Here is a 21,301-nt window from a genome sequence, read left to right on the forward strand (position 1 = left end):
AGGCCGGCGGGGGCACGGTCACCGCCAGCAAAACCTTCAGTACTGTGGCGGAATTCAACCCGACAGACTTGAGCGGCATGACCGGCCTGACCTCGTTTGATGTCCAAATTTCCGGCACCGCTAACGTGTATAACCTGGGGCTGGATTCGTTTACCATCGCCAATCCCCAGGCCGCCAACCTGCCGCCCGTATTCCATTCGGCTGCGAGCTTTAGCGTAGCGGAAACCGCCCAGGCGGACAGCGCCGTGCTGCACGACGTCCAGGCCGACGACGGAGACGGGGGCGCCGACGACGCCAACCTGACCTACAGCATAGCAGGCGGGACCGGCCAGAGCTACTTTGCCATCAACGGCGCAACCGGGGAGATTACCCTCAGCGCCGCCGGCGCGACGGCTCTCGATTACGAATCAGCCGCCGGTTACACGCTGACGGTTCGCGCCGACGACGGCCAGGCAACCAACAACATCACCGAGCAGACCATCACCGTCAACGTAAGTGACGTCGCCCCGGCGGTTACCCCCGGCCAATCGTTTACGGTAAGCGAGACAGCCACAGACGGCACATCCGTGGGCGCCGTCGCGGTCACCGGCGACGACGATTCGGTGACTTTCTCCATCGAAGGCGGCAACACCGGCGGCGCCTTTGCCATCAACGTATCCACCGGTGAGATTACTGTGAACAACACCGCTTCCATCGACTATGAGACTGCGGCAACCTTTACACTGACTGTTAAGGCCACGGACGGGAGCAACAACTCCAGCCAGACCGTCACCGTCAACGTGAGTGACGCCGCTCCTGCCATTACCCCCGGCCAATCGTTTACAGTAAGCGAAACAGCCGCCGCAGGCACATCCGTGGGTGCCGTCGCGGTCACCGGCGACGACGACTCGCTGACCTTCTCCATCGAAAGCGGCAACACCGGCGGCGCCTTTGCCATCAACGCATCCACCGGTGAGATTACCGTGAACAATGCCGACGCCATCGACTACGAGACTGCGGCAAGCTTTACACTGACCGTTAAGGCCACGGACGGGAGCAACAACAGCGCGCAGACGGTGACCGTCAATGTCGACAATGTCAACGAACCCCCTTCGGTTTCCGCACCGGCGGCTGTTACGGTCACTGAGGATATGACAAGCCCGATTACCAGTATTTCAGTGGCGGACGCGGACGCGGGGGCAAATAATGTGATAGCCACTTTTACGGTGGATTCCGGTATACTGTCGGCAGCATCCGGCGGCGGGGTAACCGTGGGCGGTACGGCAGCCGCTCTGACCCTGACCGGGACAGTCGCGGATATTAACAATTTTATCAGCGGCGGCAACCTGCGCTATACCACCGCCCTGAACGAAACCGGCGACGCAAGCTTAAGCGTTTCAGTCAATGACCAGGGCCACACCGGCCCGGGCGGCGCCCTGGAGTCCGGCGTAACGAACGTTACGGTCCATGTCGACCCCGTCAACGACGCGCCTTCTTTCACCAAAGGTCCGGACCAGGCTGTTTCGGCCAACGCGGGGCCACAGACCGTGGCAAACTGGGCCGCGGATATTATAGCGGGGCCTGCCGACGAGGCGGGACAGACGATGACCTTCTCTGTGTACAGCAACGATAACGCCGGTCTATTTGCAGTCCAGCCGGCTGTAGCCGCAGACGGAACACTTACGTACACCCCTGCGTCGGGTGCCACCGGAAGCGCAACAGTAGCCTTTTGTTTAACGGATGACGGCGGGACGGCCAACGGCGGCGTTGACACCTCGGCTTCTCAAAGCGTAGTGTTCCAGGTATACGCGGCGGACGGCGGCGGCGCGCTGACGGTCTCCCCCGGCAGCGTAACCGCGGGGCAGACAGGGGTAACCTTGGCTTTTACCTATGTGGCGGACGCCGGCGGGATGAATAACGGCGCCATAACCATCACCGTTGCGGGTGGTTGGGGTTTCCCCGCAACCGATCCGATGAGCCCGGGCTTTACTACGGCAAGCAAGGGGAGTGTAAGTGTCTCCGATCGCACCATTACAGTCTCCGGCATAAACCTCGCAGGCGGCGAATTCTTTACAGTGAGTTACGGCGACAGGTCGATGGGAGGCCCCGGCGCCACCGCCGCCACGATAACCGGCACTGATGGCTGGGAAGCTAAAGCAAAGTCCACCCTGGGCGGGACAACGACCTACCTGGGAGCGTTTCCAACGGTTACGGTGACAACCGGTCCCACGGATCCGGACAAGTCTGCGGTATCAGCCATTATACCCACCGTTGCGGGCGATGGAACAGGCCTGTCCCCCATCAGGGTGATTTTAAGCGACCGTTTTGAAAATTTTATCAGCGGGCATACCGTAGAGCTCCATCAGGGCTCCGGCAGTTCGGTGATCAGTCCTGAAACCGCAGTGTCCGATCAAAATGGACTGGCTCTCTTTAACGTACACAGCGTCAGAGCGGAGACGGTGACGTATACCGCCAGAGATGTAACAGACGGTGTGACCCTGGCACAGACCGCCCAGGTGACCTTTACCGGGGGAGTGAGCGTCAGGCCAGACAGCTTAACCCTTACCGAGGGTGAAAGTGCCAGCTACTTCATAGGGCTGGGTTCACAGCCGGCAGACACGGTGACCGTAAATGTATATGGAGGCAGCCAGGCGGTTGTAACTCCCTCGTCCCTGTCATTTGACAGCAGCAACTGGAGTCATCATCAGCGGGTGACGGTAACCGCTGTTGATGATAATGTAAAACAGGGCGACCGCGACGTAACGGTCACAAACGGGGTATACAGCTCCGATCCTTATTACAGCAGCGTCATAGCGGACCCCGTGGTCGTCCACATCACCGACAACGACTCTCCGGCGGTGCGCATAGTCCAGACCGGCGGCTCCACCAGCGTGACTGAGGGCGGAGAGCCGGGCAAGTACGCGGTTGTACTTACCACCCGGCCGGCGGATAGTGTTGCTGTCAAGGTTTATGGAGACAGCCAGTTGGATTTGTATCCAACAGAAATTACCTTTTCACCCCATAATTGGAGCCTCCCGCAGGAGGTCGCGGTCACAGCGGTGGATAACTTTACGGCCGAGGGATCGCGCTCCGTGTCCGTGACCCATTCTGTTTACAGTCCGGATCCGGATTACAACCGCATCCCGGTGCAGCCATTGACCATATACATCACCGACAACGATACACCGGCGGTGATCATAGGTGACAACAGCGGCTCTGTCAGCGTGACGGAGGGCGGGGCTTCAGTCAAATACCCCATTGTGCTTGCCACTCAGCCGTCGGCCAGCGTGGTGGTCAATGTGTACGGGGACGCCCAGGTAAGCGTGGCGCCTGCGTCCTTGACTTTCTCGCCAAACGATTGGAACGTGCCGCAGGAGGTCACGGTGACGGCTGTTGACGACAACGCTGTTGAGGGACCGCACACCGGCGCCATAAAGCACAGCGTTTCCAGCAACGACCCGGACTACGACGCTATAGCGGCGCCGGATCTCAGCGTAAGCATCACCGACAACGACAGGGGCGGTAGTGGAGGACATGTTTCCTCCCCGTCATCTTCCGCCACCGGGTCGGCCGTGATAAAGTCAAGCGTCGGCGGGACCGTAAGCCTGGGCAACGAGGTGTCGGTATCCATACCGGCCGGAGCCCTAACCGGGTACACCAATGTTAACGTAAGCATTGTCAGACATGATAATCCCCCGCCGGCGCCCGCAGGCTTTACGGTACTGGGCGGCCATTACGAGCTTAGCGTGAACGGCGAGAGTCACTACAATTTCAATAAGCCGGTCACCCTGACCTTCATATTTGATCCGGCGGCCCTGGCTCCCGGCGAAAAGCCGGAGGTGTTCTACTACGATGAGGAGAGCGCGCAGTGGATCAGCCTGGGCGGCGAAGTCGCGGGAAATACCATCACGATAACCGTGGACCACTTCACCCTGTACGCCGTGATGGCTAAAAGAGCCGTCGCCTTTGCCGACATCGCCGGCCACTGGGCGGAAGAGAGCATTGAAAAGCTGGTGGCCGCAGGCGCCGTCAACGGCTACCCTGACGACACCTTCAGGCCGGACAGCTCCATCACCCGGGCGGAGTTCGTCACCGTCCTGGTGAAGGCCTGCAAACTGGAGCCGCGACAAGGTAAAATATTTGCCGACACACAAGAGCACTGGGCGAAGGATAGTATCTCCACCGCCAGTTTCCAAGGCATAGTTGACGGCTACAGTGACGCGGCCTTCGGTCCGGACGACCCGGTGACCAGGGAGCAGGCGGCGGTGATGGTTGTAAAAGCCGCTAAGCTTGCCGCGCCGCTGTCCAACGGCACATCTTTTACCGACAGTGCGGAAATTTCCGGTTGGGCCGCGGGAGCAGTGGCCGTAGCCACGCAGAACGGGGTGATCAATGGATATCCGGACAACACCTTCCGGCCAAAAGCAGATACGACCAGAGCGGAAGCGGTTACGATCATAGTAAAAGCGCTTGGATGGTAGTCGCTCTTGCCGGCGGCATTTCAATCACACACGGCGCCCGGACGTTGTTTTTTAAGATGGATGTTTAGATATGCGATTAAACTGGCGGACCCCCCGGAGAAATATTTCCGGTGGTGTTCCCAAGGAGAATGAGCTTACACTATGAAGGAAGGGCGCCCCCCTTCCTTTTTTTCATAAGCAGATATATGGTATAATTGCCTGGAAAAAAGTTACGCATGAGTTCCAGGACATGAGACCTTGAAACAGCATTGAAATGCAAGTGCGAATTAATGTGGAGAACGAGGTGTGAATTTATTCGCACAGACCCACATATTTTTATTGGTAGTTTGCGATTGAAAATCATGATTGGTTCATTCGCAGTTGCACTGCGAAGCAGTTCAAGCGACTAAGTCCTCTGGATGCTGAAAATTGTGGTATAATATAAATGGTAAATATTTACGATTGGATTTGGGTGAAGCAGAAAATGCATCAGCACCGTATTTTTTCCTTACTGGCCGAATATTTTTCGAAGAACAACGAGGTTATGGCAGCCTATGTTTTTGGGTCATATGCAGAGAATGTAGCCAGGCCGGACAGCGACATTGACATTGCGGTTATAATGGAGCCTGTTTCCAGAGACACAATGGAGTATCGCCTGGCTGTAATGGAGGATATTAAGAGGCTGACCGGGTTGGACGCGGACATTATTGTCCTCAATGAAGCGCCCATAATGCTGCAGTTCCAGGTTATACAGAAGGGCAAAGTGGTTTTTGAAAGAGACGCCGACAAGAGGGCGGTTTTTGTAATGTCTGTAGCCGGCAGGTATTATGATTAAAAAAGCGCTACTTTGATTATCATGCACGGCATCTCGCCGAAAGAATCAAGGAGGTCGGGCTTGGTGTTCGATAAAAGCGTTGTCCTTTTGCGCCTGGCAAAACTGGATGAGTACGTCAGCCGGCTAAAACGATTCGAACCGGTTGGTTTGCAGGAATATCTTGGTAACCAGGACATGCAGGCGGTTGTGGAAAGGTACCTCCAGTTATCTATACAGGTTTGCATCGATATTGCGAATTATATTATTGCCAGAAAGAGATTGAGCTTTCCTATATTTTATAGAAAAACAAGAAGGGGAATGAGCTCGATTATGAAGGAAGGGAGCCCCCTCTTCCTTATACCATTTTTATAAGCGGATATATGGTATAATGATCTGAAAAAAAGTGACGCGTGCATGAAAGCCGGTATGCTGGCATCCCATGGTTTGAATGTGTGGCTGCGATTCAATCGATGCGCTGCAAAGCAGTTTAAGGGACTTCTGCCAGAGCCTTCGCAGCTGTAGTCCGGGGCATGCGCGAATAAATCCACACCGCATTTGAGAAAGCGGGTGTGCAATTGATTTGTTGTTAATAACGGAGGGACCCTTTGGAGCGTTTACTGTTTGTTTTTCTGCTTACGGCCTTTATCAACCTGATCAACACCCTCACCCGGTCCTCGCGCCTGTCCGGGGTGAGGACCGGCAGCCTGGCCACGGCCATATCCCTTTTCGGAGTGGTTTACCTGGCCGCCAGCTTTGCCAACACACTGCAGGCCCCATTGCTGGCCTCGACGGTGGAGCTGATCATCAAGAACGCCTATAACCAGGCCCTCGGCATCGCGGCGGCTGCGGACGCCACCGGTACCCAGGTCTACCAGCAGGCCTTGATGGGGCTCAACTACAAGCTGCGCTTCGTTATCGTGGGAGCCTCGCTCGGCACGGTGGCGGGGATGCTGGTGATCCCCAGCTTTGTCACCTCCTTTGCCAACGCCATCAACGCCTTCGGCAGGACCGGCTCGGTCTTTAAGGTCATCCCCCTCATCCTCGTCTCGCTATTCAAGCCGGGCAGCGGCATCCTCAAGCTGCGCATGACCTCCCTGACCACCTTGAGGGAGATCGTCACCACCAGGATGACTACCCCGAAGTCCTTTTTGCTCTGGAACCTGGCCAGCTACAGCTTGTGGACCTGCAACGTGCTGGCCGGCCTCTATGCCGGCGCCCTTTACCCCGAGTTTCGCGGGACCGCGGTGATGATGGCGGCCATTGTCGGGAACGCGGCCATCGTGGTCAACGTGATGATGGTCGACCCGGTCCTGGCCAAGGTCACCGACGCCGTAGCCCGGGGCGAAGAAAAGGAACTCGGGTTGAAGCAAATTATCTTCTACCTCGCCGTCTCAAACCTCCTCGGCACGATCCTGGCCCAGGCCATCTTCGAGCCGGTATCGCGCGGCCTCATGCTCCTCACCCGCTGGATTTCCTAAAAGGTTGACAAGGGGGCGAAGGTTGTTGTCAACCTTTGAATTTTTAGCGCGTTTCTTTGGGGCTATGTGCAAATGAATTCGCACCTGCATTTTGGGGGCTGGATTTTTGGGGATAAATGGGAAACAGCAGGCGGATCTCTTTCGGGAGGTCCGTTTTTTATTTCAGCGGTACCGAATCGGGCGGGATGGAATATATTGTAATACGGGTTGGTTACACCCGTTGATCAGCAGCAATGGGTGACACCGGGTACACCGGGTGACAGCGAAAACCGTCTCCACTGTCACCATGAGAACTGACACCCCATTGCCACTATAAGGTGGTTGGTAAAAGTGGAAAGACAGCAAGCCTCAGTATATAAGCCTTACGTAATCCAATGCAGCGGCCGCATTGGCCTGCCTGAGAGACAGCAGCTGGAAGGCCTGGAGGTCCTCCTGTGCGAGTATTTTCCGGGCAGCGCCTTTCTGGCCAGAGTGCGCGAAGAGCGGCTGGAGGCTGTAAAAAAATTGCCCTTCGTGGCTGACGCCAGCCTTTTCGGGGCCGAACAAAAATTCACAAGCGGTCTGATGAAGGCCCTGGAGATGACACCGGACGGCTCGGAGGAAAAAAAGCAAGTCATCGTAAAACTCTTTGAAAATACCGGGGCTGAGGCAGTTGTAGACTTCGTCAGGATGAATGGAGGCAGTGTGGCCGGGCATGACAGCCAGTGGCTGGAAATAGAGCTGCTGCCGGAGCAACTGGCCGAACTGGCCGGACTCAACGAGGTGCAATGCATCGAGGAAAAAGGGGAATACGAGCTCCTCAACAACCGCGCGGGGGAAATTATCAGGGTCCCGTCGCTGTGGAGCACAGGGTTATCCGGCGCCGGACAGGTCATCGGCATCGCGGATACCGGGCTTGACACCGGTGTGCTGAATACCATGCACCCCGACTTGAAAAGCAAGGTGGTGGCCATATACGCTCTCGGCAGAAAAGAAGACGCCAGCGACTTCAACGGGCACGGCACGCATGTAGCCGGGTCCGCTTATGGCGACGGAAGCGCTTCCCAGGGCCTTTACCGGGGGATGGCGCCCGAAGCGTCTCTGGTCTTCCAGTCCATTATGGATAAAAACGGCAAGCTGACGGGGGCGCCCGGCGACCTCGGCGTCCTGCTCAAGCAGTCTTACGAGGCAGGGGCGAGGCTTTACAACATCTCCTGGGGTATGAACGTTAACGGCGCCTATAATTACGCGTCTGCCCAGCTGGACAGGTTTGTCTGGGAATACGACGACATGGCGGTGGCCATAGCGGCCGGCAATAGCGGGCAGGCCGGGTCCATTACCGCCCCCGGCACGGCCAAAAATGTGATTACCGTCGGCGCCAGCGAGAACAACCGCCCGGATAAAGGCAACTATGCCGACAACCCCGCCGAGCTGGCCTTTTTCAGCAGCCGTGGCCCGACCAGTGACGGCCGCAGCAAGCCCGACGTCGTCGCTCCGGGGACCTGGATTCTCTCAACCAGGTCATCCCTGGCGCAGGACGACAATTTTTGGGGGATTGAGGACGAGTACTACGCCTATAACAGCGGCACCAGCATGGCCACCCCCATTGTCACGGGGATGCTCGCCCTGGTGCGGGAGTATTTCATCCGGATCCACGGCTGCAAGCCTTCCGCCGCGCTGCTCAAAGCGGCCCTGCTCGACGGGGCCTTCGCCCTGCCCGGCTATATGGAAAACGATGAGGGCTGGGGGCGGATCAACGCGCCCGAACCGGCGATCGATTCCGGCAGGGAATGTTTATTCGTCAACCAGGAAACGAAGCTGGCCACGGGTGAAAGCAAAACGTATGAATACCTGTTGAGCGAGACGGCCGGACCATTGAAAATAACCCTGGCCTGGACGGATTACCCGGCCCAGGTTAATGCCGCAGCCAGCCTGGTCAACGACCTCGACCTTACCGTGCAAAGCCCTTCCGGTCAGACCTTCAGCCCCGATGACCATGTCAACAACGTTGAACAGGTGGTGTTTTCAGCCCCGGAAACCGGGATCTACAAGGTGACCGTCAGCGGCCACCACGTCCCGATGGGCTACCAGCACTACGCCCTGTTTGTGTCGGGAAAACAATTCGGCCAGGCCGACCCCGGCGACAACCCTTAAACACCCCAATGCAGGTGCGAATGTGCTAATAATTGACACACCTGATCTGGAAGAACCTTGTCAAGCACCCCAGCAAAATTTTTTAAAAGACAAAATAGCCCCCTTGTCAAATTTGACAACAACCCCGTCCCCCTGTCTCACAATGGCGCCTGCATCTATAAAAAAACATACTGGGGTAGACCCCAACAACTTCATATCCCCCCTCAGACCAGCATACCATATATTAGGAGGGCTGTCCCGCTCCATTCGCGCGACGGCGCCTCTGCGCGAACCAGAGCCGATAATAAGGGGGTTTACCTATGTCTCCCACCATCGTCACCGCCTTCCGGATCCGCAAGCGACACCTGGCCGCCCTGGCGGCTCTGGTGTTCCTTGCATTTTTTCTGGCCCGGCTGATCGAGGATAGAAACAGCCGGCAGGCCGTGGCGGCCATGGCCCCGGCCATGGCCAACCGGGTTATTGTGGTCGACCCCGGCCACGGCGGGATCGACCCCGGCGTGGTGGGCAAGAACGGGCTTCTCGAAAAAGACATCACCCTGACGGTAGGCAAAAGACTGGCCGCCAACCTCGGCCAGGCCGGGGCCATGGTGCTGCTGACCAGGGAGACCGACACAGACCTCAGCGACTCCACCACCCTCGGAGCCGCCGCCAAAAAGAGGGAGGACCTTCAGAGGCGGGTGGCGCTGGCCAACGACAACCAGGCCGACCTGTATGTCAGCATCCACGTCAACAGCTTTGTCTCCCCCGACCGGCGCGGCGCCCAGACCTTCGTCCAGCCGGGCAAGGAGGAGAGCCTGAAGGCAAGCCGGTACATCCAGGCGGAGTTGGCCAGGCTGCTTCGCAACACCACCCGCCAGCCGGTGGAAGTAGACTACTACGTCACTAAAAACACCACCATGCCGGCAGTAGTCGTGGAAATAGGGTTCCTCACCAACGACGCCGAGGCCAAACTGCTGGAGGAGCCCGCCTACCAGGGCAAGGTCGCCTGGGCCATATACGCGGGTCTGGTAAAATATTTCGACGAGCAGGGGCCGCCCGCCCGGGAGACCACGGGCAGGGAGGAAATAATCAAGACCTTTAAGGAGAACGCCACCAAAGGCCTGCGGCCCTAAAAGAAAAAATATAATGCCCCAAAAAGGGTATTGACACCTTATTACCATTCTGCTAATATATTTATAGAACATATGTTTGAGGGCAGGGACAAAGTGTTTTAAACATTTTACCTGCCCTAAAATGTTTACACCCAGTCCCTCCTTAAAACAAATGAATTCTCAAAGAGGAGGTGAATACATGGCTGTAAACAACGTCCCCGGCAATTCCGTGCTCAAGCTGGCGCTCCATGTCGGCGACAGCGCTACCGGCAGTCCTATTTTACGGAGCCGTAGCCTCAACGGGATCAAGCCGGCAGCGACCGATCAGGACCTGTTTGACGTCGCCACCGCCCTGGCCGGGCTGCAGCAGTACCCGCTCAACGGGATTACCCGTGTCGACAACGCCGCTCTGCTCAGCGCCTAACGTCCGGTAACTTCTACCCTGTCAACGAGGTGCGAATTTATTCGCACAAATGCAACATTGGCTGCCACAGGTCCGGCGCTAACGCGCCGGGTGCGATTAAAATGGCGCCTGCAAAATTAAGTTTAATTCTCTACAGAAAGGAGGAAATTGATTGGCCACCAACACCAAAACCCTGCGTATGGTTTTTCGCAACCAGGCAGGCAAAAACGTCACCATTTCACTGGACAACCCCAGAAGTGACCTGACCTCCGCCGAGATCGAAGCGGCCATGGACCTGGTTATCGCCCGCAACATTTTTACCAGTTCGGGCGGGGACCTGGTGTCCAAGCAGGACATCCGCATCATCGACAGCACCACCGACGACCTCTACGACCCCGCCTAGGAAGCAGGGGGACGGTTCTTTTGCTTCCAAATTGACAATGGGACGGTTCTCATTGTCGGAATGGTCCCCGCTGCCCAGAGGGATACGTCCCGATGTGGGCGGGAATGCAGTATAAATCCTTAAACTGCTACCCGGCGCAAAATTCGATTGAAATCGAACCCGCATTAAAACAAGCCGGCTAAGGGATACGTCCCAATGTAGCATAATCTGTCAACTGTATAAGACGGGGGGCAGGCCCCCCCGCTCACTAACTAAATGAGGAGTGATACTACTGGATTTAATCCTGCAGGCGGTGGGCAATGTCGGGTTTCCCATAGCCGTGTCCGCGTACCTGCTGGTGCGCATCGAGAGCAAACTGGAGGCCCTGGCCGCCAGCATTGCCAGGTTGGCCGAAGCGGTAGCCGGTGAGCGGCGGCAGGAGTAGAAAAGGTTAAAGTGTCTGTAAAACAACCCGTCAGTCTTGTTGGCTGGCGGTTTGTTTTGCAAGACACTTTTTTAATAATTTTGATCTATTATTAAGAAATTTTTTGTGGATTCTGCTGGAACGGTTACCTCCAATGGATAATTATCTTTTTTTATGGTAAAATATTATTACAGTATTACTAGATTACCGCTGGAGGGGATTAGGTTGGAATATACTACTTTAACCTCAAAGGGGCAGGTTACCGTTCCAAAAGAAATTCGTGAAAGGCTCAATTGGAAAGAGGGTACCAAAGTTAAATTTTATTTTGACGGAGAAGAATTGAAAGTTAAGGAAGTGACTGTTATTAACGAGATGGAAGACTTGATCATTAATGATTTAAAGGATCTTGGTTATAAAGGGGAAGAACTAAAAACAAAACTACTTGAACGAAAGGTCGCTTTTAATGAAGCTTTTGACAGGCTTCTAGAAGAACGGCTGCAGGAGGAAACTGTTTCTTTGGAGGATGCCATTAGGAGTATCGAGAATGAAGAAAAAGTATGAGCTCCGGTTATCCCAAAGTGCGGTTAAAGACCTTAAAAAGTTGGAATCATCTCTAAGAAATTTTCTATATAATAAATTTTATGAGCTAGCGGCAAACCCATATAAAAACGATAAACTCTCCGGAGCTTTTAAGGAACTTCGCTCCCAACATTGCAAATATAGAGGAGTGGAATATCGCGTTATCTACTTTGTTGACGAGGAAGATAGATTAGTGGTTATTGCCTTGGTGGGAACCAGGGAGAATATTTACAAGGAATTAGCCAGAAGGCTGTAAAATTAATTAGTTGCTAACAAAACCAGCTGCCGGTGATTTTGAAGTTCAGTGGCAACTTCCAGGTGGTGGTTTTTGAATAAAACATAGCTATTAGTCTTAAAGCAAAACCCGGCGTGAGCCGGGCTTTTCAATTATGACAATGGGAGAGTGATACCACTGGATTTAATCCTGCAGGCGGTGGGCAATGTCGGGTTTCCCATAGCCGTGGCCGCGTACCTGCTGGTGCGCATCATTTATTTGATTATTTTGCCAATTCCTGTTTTAATGCATTCTGGAGTACAGATGAAAAATTTATATGCCTTTTTTCCGCTTCTTCGTTCAGCCATTCGGGAATTGAAAGAGTTTTCTTTATCGCCTTGGTTTTGCGCCGATAATGATCAATGTTACAAGATACAAGGGTCGCAAAAGCATTCTCTGGAGTAATAATTTTCTTGATTTCTGTTGCTGTTGGCGCTGTGGTTCCTGCTTCCTCCAGGGACGCAAGATAAAGCCCCAATGCCTCTTGTGCCAAGGCCATTGTCTCTTGCAATGTCTCCCCATAGGTCTGGCAACCCTCAAGATCCGGAAAATCAACCCAAAACGCTCCGTCTTCTTGATGGAAAACAGCTGGATAAATTGTTAACATGATAAAATCACTCCTATTTATATGTGTGCGAATTAAGACTATTTTAGTCCTGTTCGCTTTAATATTTTGTTTAGCAAGCCTGTTGGTATGTCGGTATTATGTACTGGTATTATTTCAGTTTGTGAGTCTAACTTCATAACATAGTGGCTTCCATTTATTCGATTAATTTGCCAGCCCTTTTGTTGCAGGAGCTTCACTAACTCTTTACCTTTCATTGCCACCCTCCCTATATACTTAATATTGTATACGTATATTACGTATTAGTCAATATTATTTACAAATAATTACCATGAAAGAAATTTTTTGTGGATTCTGCTGGAACGGTTACCTCCAATGGATAATATCTTTTTTGATGCCATTAGGAGTATCGAGAATGAAGAAAAAGTATGAGATCCGGTTATCCCAAAGTGCGTTTAAAGACCTTAAAAAGTTGGAATCAAAATTTTGTCTGAATAAGTCGAATTGTTATTAAAGGATCCTTACTTCCTCTTTAGAATAGATCCGGATAAATGTCATATTTCTACAAAGGAGGTAGGGTAATGTTTGTAAAGTTCCCGGTGAGGTTAGAAAATGGGTTTGTTATAACTGGTAATGAAGAGCCTAGTTTAATAGTGAGTAATGCAAAGGCTTATATATCTGACAATATTGAAGAATTGATTAATTTATACATTGCAATAAAGGCAAATGTGGATGAGCTTATAAGTGAAACCAAAAAGCATATTTACGATGAAGAGTATTATTACAGAATAAGATCAGTTTATCTGACATACAGAGAGCATCCAGGATATTATACCTTAATAAAACGTGTTTCAATGGCTTATATAGAGTGAATAGTACCACTGGATTTAATCCTGCAGGCGGTGGGCAATGTTGGGTTTCCTACAGACCCATTAGAGACGCTAATAATCCCTAAAGACTACAACGAAATTTTCCGGATAAACAACGATTTTTTCAATATGTTTTTGCAGCCAGGCCTTCCTTCCCATGATGTTGCCGGCCGGAAACACATCGTAATAATCCCCCATACTGTGCCGGTGCATATCCTCTTCATTAACACCTGCTAATTCTTCTTCTAGTAAAGCAATTTCCTTAATCAATGATTCCTTCTTCACCCAGTACCCGGGCGCGTGCACGGTCGAATTCTCTTTCCGTAATCCTCCTGCTCTCAAGTGCTTGCATCTGCATATCCAATTTATCCGGGATAGCAGACAGGCTCCTTTTTAAGGAGTTAGGTTTATGCTGAAGCATCTACTGACCTGTCTATCGCAACGGGAGAGGGAAGCTTTTGTTTTGGCATATGGCCAAAATTTCACCCATAGCCAGGCTGCCGAGTATATGGGGTTATCCAGGGGAAATATTTACACTCTTCTAAAGAGGGCTAATAAAAAATTTTCCGGATATAGGCAATTTGTGGGGCAAAAGCAAACTAAGGGTGAAGGGGTTTGTTAGGGACGGATATAAACGGGAAAGCCGCCCCACCAGGCGGCTTTTGGCAATGTCGGACTTTTAACCAAGTTCCTTTACGGCACTAACAACAGAGGAAGAGTTCCACCCAACCATTTTTGTCGCGTTATCTTGTATCTTTTTAGGAACTCTTTCTTGTCCCCATGGTTTTACACCAATAATCTTTTTGTTCAAACGTACAGCTTCATCAATTTCGTAGTCAATCCAATCACTATATACTGCATACATTCCAGAAATAATAATTACAACACTGGAAGGGTTAATTTGTCTTGTCAAAGCCTCTTTAAGTTTTTTTGTGTTTTTAGCGTCTATTGGATCATGGTACGGAACACTGTAATTGCTCCAATTCAAGCCAGAATCATTTATCCATTTCACAAGTGTAGTGTAGGCAGCATCATATTTCCATGCATGGCTGATAAAAATATGGTATTGTTTAGACATAAAAAAACCTCCTAAGATTATACTATTATATAAGGTGATGAAAGTGAAAAATATAAAAATTACCCCAAAAAAATTTAGAAAAAAAGCAATTGTAATTGAAGCTTATCAAACCGATAAAGAAATGATTATTGAAACTTTGGAAGGACCATTAAAAGCTTCCCCCGGTGATTGGATTATAAAGGGCATCAGAGGTGAGCAGTACCCTTGCAAACCAGATGTCTTTGAAAAAACGTATGAGGAAATAGATGATGACGCAGAAGTAACTCCGTTTATTTAGCAGTTTTTATTCTCTTTAGAAGATTTCTGAAGTTGTGTCCAATTAATATTTTCATGGGAAATAATATTTTCACATCTAGATACGAGCAATTGAAATCGTGAATTCGAATCATCTTCAGAGTAGATCCCAGACTGAGTTAGATACATAAATTTCTCATGCTTAAGAGTTTCTGAGACTGCTCGGTATTCAATCCATAATTCTTGATAATTTGATAAGCCGTGAATGCTTTGGATAATTAAAACAATGGCGCCCAAGATACCAGTTGATAGTTTAAGATAATATGGTTCAATGAAAGCGATTGAGACAATTGGAATAAGGGCGGTACATATAAATTCAGCTATCTTAAAACGCGTAAACCTATTCTTATTGAATGTGCTTTTATCTCCGTACCAGTTTATTTGATCATCTAACCGTTCTTCCAAATACGTTGTTTCATCCATTTGGAGTGGTCCTTCCGGGGCGTGCATTATTAACCTCCTTTCTTGGAAAATTAATGACATACTTCCACAGAAAAGTAAATATTCCTTTGTCTAATGGTATCGCTATTTTCGAAATATTTAGTAAGGAAAAACTTTCCTTTTGGTGAGGTATAGGGCGGGAGGTGGAAAGATAAGATGGAGGAAAATGAAAATTTATTTGAACGCTTGTCTATGATGTTTAAAATTGGTGGTGAAGAAACAAAAGAACTAATCAATGCTGGATATATAACACCTGATCTTTTTACCACAAAGAAAACTGAAGATTTTAAAAGGACATTTATTGAAACATACAAAGATAAAACACTTCATGCACTAAGAGAAACAAGCGACACGAGAGAAGCAATGAAACGAGTTGGATTAACCAGATTTATTGCCTTCTTAGTGATGTGTGATGAATTAGCGTATGAGGGATACTTAGAAAAAACAGAAGAAGGTAAATACAAAGTTAAATAAGAGCCTCCGGGCTCTTTTCTTATGCGCTAACAGCAGAGGCAGGTGGAGGTGATGGGCCGGGCTTCAAAGTATAACTGGGATAAGCTTTACTTGGAATACTGCCAGGGACGGAACAGAAGTATAGCCGAGTTTGCCGAGAAAAAAGGGCTCAGTTACGATGTTCTCCGGAAGCAGTTGCATATTCCGTCGCTTGAGTGCGGCTTGACCGTTTGATGTTGTGCATGCGTTCCGAAAGATTGTGCATAGCTTCCGTTGCCGTTGAACATCTTATCCACAATAAATGAGTACCTTGAACACACTGATTAATAAGTCAGGGTACTTTGAGGCCCGGACCACAACAGAACAGCGGCAAGTATTGGCACTCCTGGGTAAGGAGGCCTTTTCATTCGCAGAGACGGTTTATAAAGAACTAAAAGATCCTGATAAGCTGGCTGAAGCTGTGAAATACCTTGAGCAGAAAGCGGCGGTCGTCGGTATTAAGGTGACGTTTGAAGAAGCCAGGGCCGTGGTGGAAGCGGCTTGGCTGGAGGACAAGCGGAAAGAGCTACCGGTTATTGAAGTTGGTACTATTGAGTCAGTGGATACAGCTGCGGCGCCGGCGGCAAACTAAATACGCAGACATACGAATGGCCTCGCTCTCCGGAGCGGGGCCTTTATTGTTTTGTTTGAGGCGTTGGAGGTTAACTGGATGTTGGATGAGTTGATAGTGAAGTATTACGGAACCGCCAAGTATGGTGGTTTTTATGAAATATTTTTATGAAATATGTTGAATTATAGTAAATAATATCGAAAATAAAATAAAGGGAAATTGTACACGTGGTGGAAATAATTCTATTATTTCGCAGGGTATGGGGTATTGTTCTTTGGATTTTAGTACTAAAGAAACTTTGGAGTTTGCCCATAGTAATTACCCAGTAGTATGCTGGATAGTTATAGCCATTCTGTTATTTACCTTTATTACTATTGTAGCAATTGCAATAAAAAGGTATTATAAGGGTGATGATATAACATTTTTCTGGTTTTTTACAATTTCTAAGAATGAGAAATTTGCAGAAGCAAACGAAAAATTTAGGCTTCTACAAAACGAATATGATATAGTAAGTGAAAACTCAAAGCAAAAGAGCATATTGCTAGATTTATTTAATGATATCCATAAAGGCATTGACAACCTTCTGACAGCTTCCGAGCAAGACCAATTCTACAACTTAAGAGCCAAGCTCATAGACTTAATTCTTGCCGGTATTCTTTCTCCTTTTACAAAGCACACAGGCAATGTACATAGGGTGGCATTGTTTACACCAAACAAAAACAGGACCGGTCTTGTTTCGACCCAATTCTGTGGGTTTTTTCCGGGAGAATATTCTGGAGGCATAAGCCTTCCTTTAAATTCAATAGCAGGTCATGTTTTCATAACAGGAAATTCCTATAAAAGTTCAAACGTCCACATGGACAGAGTATTTTTCAAAGACCAAAAACATAGAACAGACTATTTTTCTTTGCTTTGTGTGCCGATAATGAATAAAGAAAGATGTTGTGGTGTTTTAAGCCTCGATGGCAGGAAGGAAAATTCTTTTGATGAATCCGATGAAAAACACTTGAGTTATTTTGCAACACTTATTGGCATAATATTGGAAACAGAGTTCTACGTAGAAGACATAAAATTATATGAAATCGAAAGGAGGTATTCAAATGCTGGCAGTAGCGGAGCCAGATGATAAGGTAAAAGCCAAAGCGAGAGAAAATTTCTTTAAGGGGAAAATTACGGCAACTGAGTATCTAAAAGAAATTGAAGCAAGCTCCGAAACTGACAGGATACGGCGCGAATCGGCGATAAGAGTCAAAAAAATTGTTGAAGAAAGTAAAATCATTTTTGGTTGAATAATCTGGGCCCTGCTGACTTTAGCGGGGCTTACTTTTACCCTTATCATAGTTCCCTCGCCCCTTCACTCACCCCCTGTTATAACACTTCCAAGAACGCACGTTCTCTAAAGAGGAATTTTCATGTCCACAGACTACCGCGAAATGCTTGCTTTCCTTCTCCTGACTTAAATGACGCACTGAACGAACCCTATGCGACAGGATCGGTCAAAGGTCTTTTTGGTTGAGGAGCTAATCAAACTGTATAAGTTTTTCCTTGGAGAACCCGAAGGGGTTTGAAGATGCCAAGAGAATCGTGGCAATGGCGAAGGGGGGGGAGTGAAGTAGAATGAGAAGGAGGATTTAGAATTTAAATAGCCCCATTAACATTAAAAACCCACTTAATGTAGGTTAGCTTAATTCAATAATTTATTTTCCTTTCATTTTATATTATTTTTATTTTAATACCTTGCTCACTCAACATGACATGCATGCTGGGAGCTTGGTAAGATTCTATTAGGTTAGTGCTTGAAGTAGAGACAGGCCAGGAATGCTAAAAATATTAACACTTCTGGGAATTTATCCAATCAAACCACCTCCTTTTATAGTTATCTGTATTTTATTTTATTTTATTACAAATGCCCGTTTCATATTCATTTAGAACTTGGCAGGAATATTTTACCTATTGGCGAATATTCCTAAAATGATTTACGTATACACTGACTACGCCTTTGGAATTGCAATTACAGCTTGGTCCATTTGCCTGGCCCATTACTTCCGGCTCTCTTGGCCTGTACAGGTTCTTGCCGGCGTTACTATATGCTTTGGATGGTGGGCCGCGACATGACTCCGCCTAAAATGCGGATGAGAATGCAGGATAAACCGCCAGTCTTGTTGATTGGCGGTTTTAACGAAAATTTAATGTATTCTTCAGCTTAATTTAAGGATATAAAGTTACAATACAATCAATCCAGAGTTGCACCGCTTTTTTTCGCAGGACAATAACCGGCTGCCGCCGGATTATATACCAGGACCATCCTAACCTCCTTTTTCCTTCCTTTTTTTACCCGCCTTTTAAGGCGGGTTTTAATTTTTCAAAGATATATTCAGCAAATATTAATCTTTTCCTCAGGTTGATTTAAGCCTGGCAGGTTAAAATACAATCAAAGGACAATAACCGGCTATTGGCCGGATTGCATATATGCAAGTCCCACAACTTAATGTATGGAACCTCCTTTTCTGTGTTGCCCGCCTTCTGAAAGGCGGGCATTCTTTTTTAATTCCAAAAACTATTTTACGTGATAGTACTATTACCTATAGTATGTTCTCTTAAATTGTGGTAAAATAATTTTACCATACTCATTGGAGAAACAATTCTCCTTTTTGATGACCGCCTCAGCTTCCGGCGGTTTTTTCTTTTCATCGGCCGGATGACCCCATCCGCCGGCGCGGCGGCTGACTGAATTTACCAGAACCATGACTAAATGGTATTTAAATGTTGTAATTTATCTATATTTCTATTAAAATATAATGGTAGGTAAAAATATGTTGAATATCAAAATCACATATGATCTGGTGGTTAATGGACTTTTAAACCGCTGGAAAGACGAGGCTATGAATCTGGTTTCTTACTTGGGCGTCTGAAGCCAGCAGGAGCCAGTGACGCAACCGGCTATCTTTTTCAGGGTTTTTTTGTCTATTTTTTTTGTCTTGTGCAAAAGTACTGGAGGTGAGGTTCTGAACAGTCGAAACACCCCGGCTGATATCGACGATCAGGCCATAGACCTGCGAGTATACGTGCAGATCTTAAAAAAACGCCGCGTCCTGATAGCCCTGGTTACGCTGTTCTCGGTGCTCGCCAGCGTCATCCTGAGCTTTTTTGTGGTGCGGCCCGTCTATGAGGCCAAGACCGTCCTGCTGGTTACCCAGGCGGCGGACAAGCTGCAGGTGTCAAGCCAGAAGGACGGTTTGGACAATATTGTCAACGGCATGACCCGCATCCCCGTGCTGACCATGAACACCTACGTCAACCAGGTCAAGAGCGACGAACTGATGATGCGGGTCATCGAGCGCCTGGACCTGGAGCCCCGCGGCGTCACGCCCCGCGGGCTGGCCGCGCAGGTCAAGGCCTCGGCCGCCAAGGACTCGTACCTGCTCGAATTGACCGTCAGCAACAACGACCGGCAGTTGGCCATGGACATCGCCAATACCCTGAGCCAGGAATTTATCCAGTCGATTACCGAGAGGAACCAGGAAGTAATGGACCGGTCCGTGGCGTTTCTGCAGGAGCAGATGGCGCAAGTAAGAAAAGAACTGGACGCCGCCGAGACACAGTCCGAGCGCGACCGCCTGCAGGGCATACTCACGCTGTTGTCCGAGGGTATCACCAGGACGCAGATCGCCCGTTCCTTTGACCTGGGCAGCACCAGCCTGGTCGTCGTATCACCGGCCATAGCAGCCGTCCAGGTCAAGCCCAATAAGCAGTTGAACATTGCCGTCGCCTTTTTGTTGGGCCTGATGGCGTCGGTGGCGCTCGCCTTCGTGCTGGAATTCCTGGACAACACGATCAAAAACCCGGAGGACGTGTCCCGTTACCTGGACCTGCCCGTGATGGGGATGATCCCGGCGGCAGACAGCCGGGACGAGACCTATTACGGAGAGTAATTAAGACAAGCGAGGTGCTCAAATGGCTGGACGCTATAAAAAAGACAGGAAGCTCTTCTCCCATATCATGCCGAAATCCGCCGTCGCGGAGTCGTTCCGGACACTGCGCACGAACATAGCTTTTTCCTCCCCTGCCGGGCGGAACAGGACGATCCTGATCACCAGCCCTATCCCGGAAGACGGCAAGTCGACGGTCGTCTCCAACCTGGGGGTGGTCCTGGCGCAGGCGCAAAGCAGGGTCCTGATCGTCGACTGCGATTTGCGAAAACCCGTGATGCACAGCTGTTTCAGCCTGGACAGGGTTAGCGGGCTGACCAACGTGCTGGCCCGGGACCTGGACCCCGGCGAGGTCGTCAGCCCGACAGAGGTGGCGGGGCTCTACGTGATCCCCAGCGGCCCGATCCCGCCCAACCCGTCGGAATTGCTGGGCTCAGCCAAAATGGCCGGGTTTCTCGACAGGGTGGCGGAGCAGTACGACGTGGTGCTGCTTGACGCGCCCCCGGTCATTGCCGTAACAGACGCAGCCCTGCTGGCGCCCCTGGTAGACAGGGTCCTCCTGGTGCTCAAGGCCGGCTCGTCACGCATCGAAATGGCCAGGGAAGCCAGGGACCAGCTGGTCAAGGCCAACGCCAAAAGCATCGGCGTGGTGTTGAACGGAGCCAGGCTGAACCGGGGGGGCGGTTACTACTATTATTACGGCGGCGAAGACGAAAAGAGAGCCGTCAATTAGCCGCGTTGAACTTATTGCCGCGCGAAAAGGCGCGGTTTTTTTTATTGAGAGGTAATTCAATACTGGTACATTTATGATGCCGCTGCTGATAGGAAGAAGGAGTGTGTTGGGGAGGATGGCGGACAAAACAGGCGAAAAAATGTATAATATATAATGGTTGCGCCATGCCCGGCAGGCTGACAAAAATGCGGCTTATGGCGTATTGCCTGTAAAAGGATATCGGCGAAGCGATGCTCGCCGGTTTGAGAAAGCCGCGGTATGGATAATCACCGGAAGGAGGAGCGGATATTCATTTTCAATACAACCCCTATA

At 50.1% G+C, this 21,301-nt stretch carries 24 protein-coding genes and 2 pseudogenes; 21 read left to right on the top strand and 5 right to left on the bottom strand.

Annotation, left to right across the window (positions count from 1 at the left end; translation table 11 throughout):
* The 12 genes and pseudogenes from Psfp_RS16265 to Psfp_RS22555 form a co-directional block, all read left to right on the top strand.
* Positions 1 to 4,460, top strand: a 4,460-nt coding sequence (locus Psfp_RS16265) for a cadherin domain-containing protein (protein ID WP_192895477.1), incomplete at its 5' end; no start/stop codon positions are given.
* A gap of 463 nt (positions 4,461 to 4,923) precedes the next feature.
* On the top strand, positions 4,924 to 5,274 hold the full coding sequence (locus Psfp_RS16270) for a nucleotidyltransferase domain-containing protein (protein ID WP_192895478.1): 351 nt from the start codon (positions 4,924 to 4,926) through the stop codon (positions 5,272 to 5,274).
* Positions 5,275 to 5,337: 63 nt separating this feature from the next.
* Positions 5,338 to 5,625: a HepT-like ribonuclease domain-containing protein gene (locus Psfp_RS16275; RefSeq protein ID WP_192895479.1), complete on the top strand. Its 288-nt coding sequence runs from the start codon at positions 5,338 to 5,340 to the stop codon at positions 5,623 to 5,625.
* 233 nt (positions 5,626 to 5,858) lie between these two features.
* Entirely contained in the window at positions 5,859 to 6,731 is an 873-nt protein-coding gene (locus Psfp_RS16280; RefSeq protein WP_134219597.1) for a DUF2837 family protein, read from the top strand.
* A 330-nt stretch (positions 6,732 to 7,061) separates the two neighbouring features.
* Positions 7,062 to 8,864, top strand: a complete 1,803-nt coding sequence (locus Psfp_RS16285; RefSeq protein WP_134219598.1) for a S8 family serine peptidase — start codon at positions 7,062 to 7,064, stop codon at positions 8,862 to 8,864.
* A gap of 299 nt (positions 8,865 to 9,163) precedes the next feature.
* On the top strand, positions 9,164 to 9,976 hold the full coding sequence (locus Psfp_RS16290) for an N-acetylmuramoyl-L-alanine amidase (protein ID WP_134219599.1): 813 nt from the start codon (positions 9,164 to 9,166) through the stop codon (positions 9,974 to 9,976).
* Between the two features lie 178 nt (positions 9,977 to 10,154).
* Positions 10,155 to 10,379: a DUF1659 domain-containing protein gene (locus Psfp_RS16295; RefSeq protein WP_134219600.1), complete on the top strand. Its 225-nt coding sequence runs from the start codon at positions 10,155 to 10,157 to the stop codon at positions 10,377 to 10,379.
* A 151-nt stretch (positions 10,380 to 10,530) separates the two neighbouring features.
* The gene (locus tag Psfp_RS16300; RefSeq protein WP_192895480.1) at positions 10,531 to 10,761 is read left to right on the top strand and encodes a DUF2922 domain-containing protein; all 231 of its coding nucleotides are present in this window, start codon (positions 10,531 to 10,533) and stop codon (positions 10,759 to 10,761) included.
* Positions 10,762 to 11,032: 271 nt separating this feature from the next.
* Positions 11,033 to 11,185: a YvrJ family protein gene (locus tag Psfp_RS16305; RefSeq protein WP_134219620.1), complete on the top strand. Its 153-nt coding sequence runs from the start codon at positions 11,033 to 11,035 to the stop codon at positions 11,183 to 11,185.
* 204 nt (positions 11,186 to 11,389) lie between these two features.
* Positions 11,390 to 11,725 carry an AbrB/MazE/SpoVT family DNA-binding domain-containing protein gene (locus Psfp_RS16310; RefSeq protein WP_192895481.1) on the top strand — a complete coding sequence of 112 codons (336 nt, stop codon included), beginning with the start codon at positions 11,390 to 11,392 and terminating at the stop codon, positions 11,723 to 11,725.
* Positions 11,709 to 11,999, top strand: coding sequence for a type II toxin-antitoxin system mRNA interferase toxin, RelE/StbE family (locus Psfp_RS16315; RefSeq protein ID WP_192895482.1), 291 nt, complete (start codon positions 11,709 to 11,711; stop codon positions 11,997 to 11,999). The genes Psfp_RS16310 and Psfp_RS16315 overlap by 17 nt, the downstream gene beginning before the upstream one ends.
* Before the next feature lie 177 nt (positions 12,000 to 12,176).
* A pseudogene (locus Psfp_RS22555) lies at positions 12,177 to 12,230 on the top strand (YvrJ family protein); the annotation flags it as partial.
* 10 nt (positions 12,231 to 12,240) lie between these two features.
* Here the strand turns inward: Psfp_RS22555 and Psfp_RS16325 are convergent.
* Positions 12,241 to 12,624 carry a type II toxin-antitoxin system HicB family antitoxin gene (locus Psfp_RS16325; RefSeq protein WP_134219603.1) on the bottom strand — a complete coding sequence of 128 codons (384 nt, stop codon included), beginning with the start codon at positions 12,622 to 12,624 and terminating at the stop codon, positions 12,241 to 12,243.
* Positions 12,625 to 12,662: 38 nt separating this feature from the next.
* On the bottom strand, positions 12,663 to 12,839 hold the full coding sequence (locus Psfp_RS16330) for a type II toxin-antitoxin system HicA family toxin (RefSeq protein ID WP_134219604.1): 177 nt from the start codon (positions 12,837 to 12,839) through the stop codon (positions 12,663 to 12,665).
* A 324-nt stretch (positions 12,840 to 13,163) separates the two neighbouring features.
* On the opposite strand from Psfp_RS16330, the pseudogene Psfp_RS16335 reads away from it, so the two are divergent.
* Positions 13,164 to 13,537, top strand: a pseudogene (locus Psfp_RS16335) (DNA adenine methylase).
* Here Psfp_RS16335 and Psfp_RS16340 read toward each other — a convergent pair.
* Together Psfp_RS16340 and Psfp_RS16350 are read right to left on the bottom strand one after the other, a co-directional pair.
* Positions 13,524 to 13,721 (bottom strand): hypothetical protein, encoded by a 198-nt coding sequence (locus Psfp_RS16340; protein ID WP_134219605.1) that lies wholly within the window; start codon positions 13,719 to 13,721, stop codon positions 13,524 to 13,526. The pseudogene Psfp_RS16335 and the gene Psfp_RS16340 overlap by 14 nt on opposite strands.
* 409 nt (positions 13,722 to 14,130) lie before the next feature.
* Positions 14,131 to 14,529: a TIR domain-containing protein gene (locus tag Psfp_RS16350; RefSeq protein WP_134219607.1), complete on the bottom strand. Its 399-nt coding sequence runs from the start codon at positions 14,527 to 14,529 to the stop codon at positions 14,131 to 14,133.
* Positions 14,530 to 14,572: 43 nt separating this feature from the next.
* Here Psfp_RS16350 and Psfp_RS16355 point away from each other — a divergent pair, with 43 nt between their 5' ends.
* On the top strand, positions 14,573 to 14,806 hold the full coding sequence (locus Psfp_RS16355; RefSeq protein WP_243120733.1) for a hypothetical protein: 234 nt from the start codon (positions 14,573 to 14,575) through the stop codon (positions 14,804 to 14,806).
* On the opposite strand, the gene Psfp_RS16360 is transcribed toward Psfp_RS16355, so the two are convergent.
* Complete coding sequence (locus Psfp_RS16360; protein WP_192895484.1) at positions 14,803 to 15,273, bottom strand: DUF4231 domain-containing protein; 471 nt, start codon at positions 15,271 to 15,273, stop codon at positions 14,803 to 14,805. The two genes, Psfp_RS16355 and Psfp_RS16360, sit on opposite strands and share 4 nt — an antisense overlap.
* Positions 15,274 to 15,420: 147 nt before the next feature.
* Between Psfp_RS16360 and Psfp_RS16365 the strand changes: the two genes are divergently transcribed.
* From Psfp_RS16365 to Psfp_RS16390, 7 genes are all read left to right on the top strand, one after another.
* Positions 15,421 to 15,738, top strand: coding sequence for a hypothetical protein (locus Psfp_RS16365; protein ID WP_134219609.1), 318 nt, complete (start codon positions 15,421 to 15,423; stop codon positions 15,736 to 15,738).
* Positions 15,739 to 15,789: 51 nt separating this feature from the next.
* Positions 15,790 to 15,951, top strand: coding sequence for a hypothetical protein (locus tag Psfp_RS21810; protein ID WP_192895485.1), 162 nt, complete (start codon positions 15,790 to 15,792; stop codon positions 15,949 to 15,951).
* 67 nt (positions 15,952 to 16,018) lie between these two features.
* On the top strand, positions 16,019 to 16,348 hold the full coding sequence (locus Psfp_RS16370; RefSeq protein ID WP_134219610.1) for a phage holin, LLH family: 330 nt from the start codon (positions 16,019 to 16,021) through the stop codon (positions 16,346 to 16,348).
* 253 nt (positions 16,349 to 16,601) lie between these two features.
* A complete protein-coding gene (locus Psfp_RS16375; protein WP_192895486.1) occupies positions 16,602 to 17,453 on the top strand; it encodes a GAF domain-containing protein in 852 nt (283 codons plus the stop codon).
* Complete coding sequence (locus tag Psfp_RS16380) at positions 17,428 to 17,616, top strand: hypothetical protein (RefSeq protein ID WP_134219612.1); 189 nt, start codon at positions 17,428 to 17,430, stop codon at positions 17,614 to 17,616. Before Psfp_RS16375 ends, Psfp_RS16380 begins: the two co-directional genes overlap by 26 nt.
* A gap of 1,638 nt (positions 17,617 to 19,254) precedes the next feature.
* The gene (locus Psfp_RS16385) at positions 19,255 to 20,259 is read left to right on the top strand and encodes a Wzz/FepE/Etk N-terminal domain-containing protein (protein ID WP_243120735.1); all 1,005 of its coding nucleotides are present in this window, start codon (positions 19,255 to 19,257) and stop codon (positions 20,257 to 20,259) included.
* 22 nt (positions 20,260 to 20,281) lie between these two features.
* Entirely contained in the window at positions 20,282 to 20,989 is a 708-nt protein-coding gene (locus tag Psfp_RS16390; protein WP_134219613.1) for a CpsD/CapB family tyrosine-protein kinase, read from the top strand.
* The last annotated feature ends 312 nt before the right edge of the window (positions 20,990 to 21,301 follow it).

It is taken from the genome of Pelotomaculum sp. FP, from assembly GCF_004369245.1.
GTDB lineage: Bacteria > Bacillota > Desulfotomaculia > Desulfotomaculales > Pelotomaculaceae > Pelotomaculum_C > Pelotomaculum_C schinkii.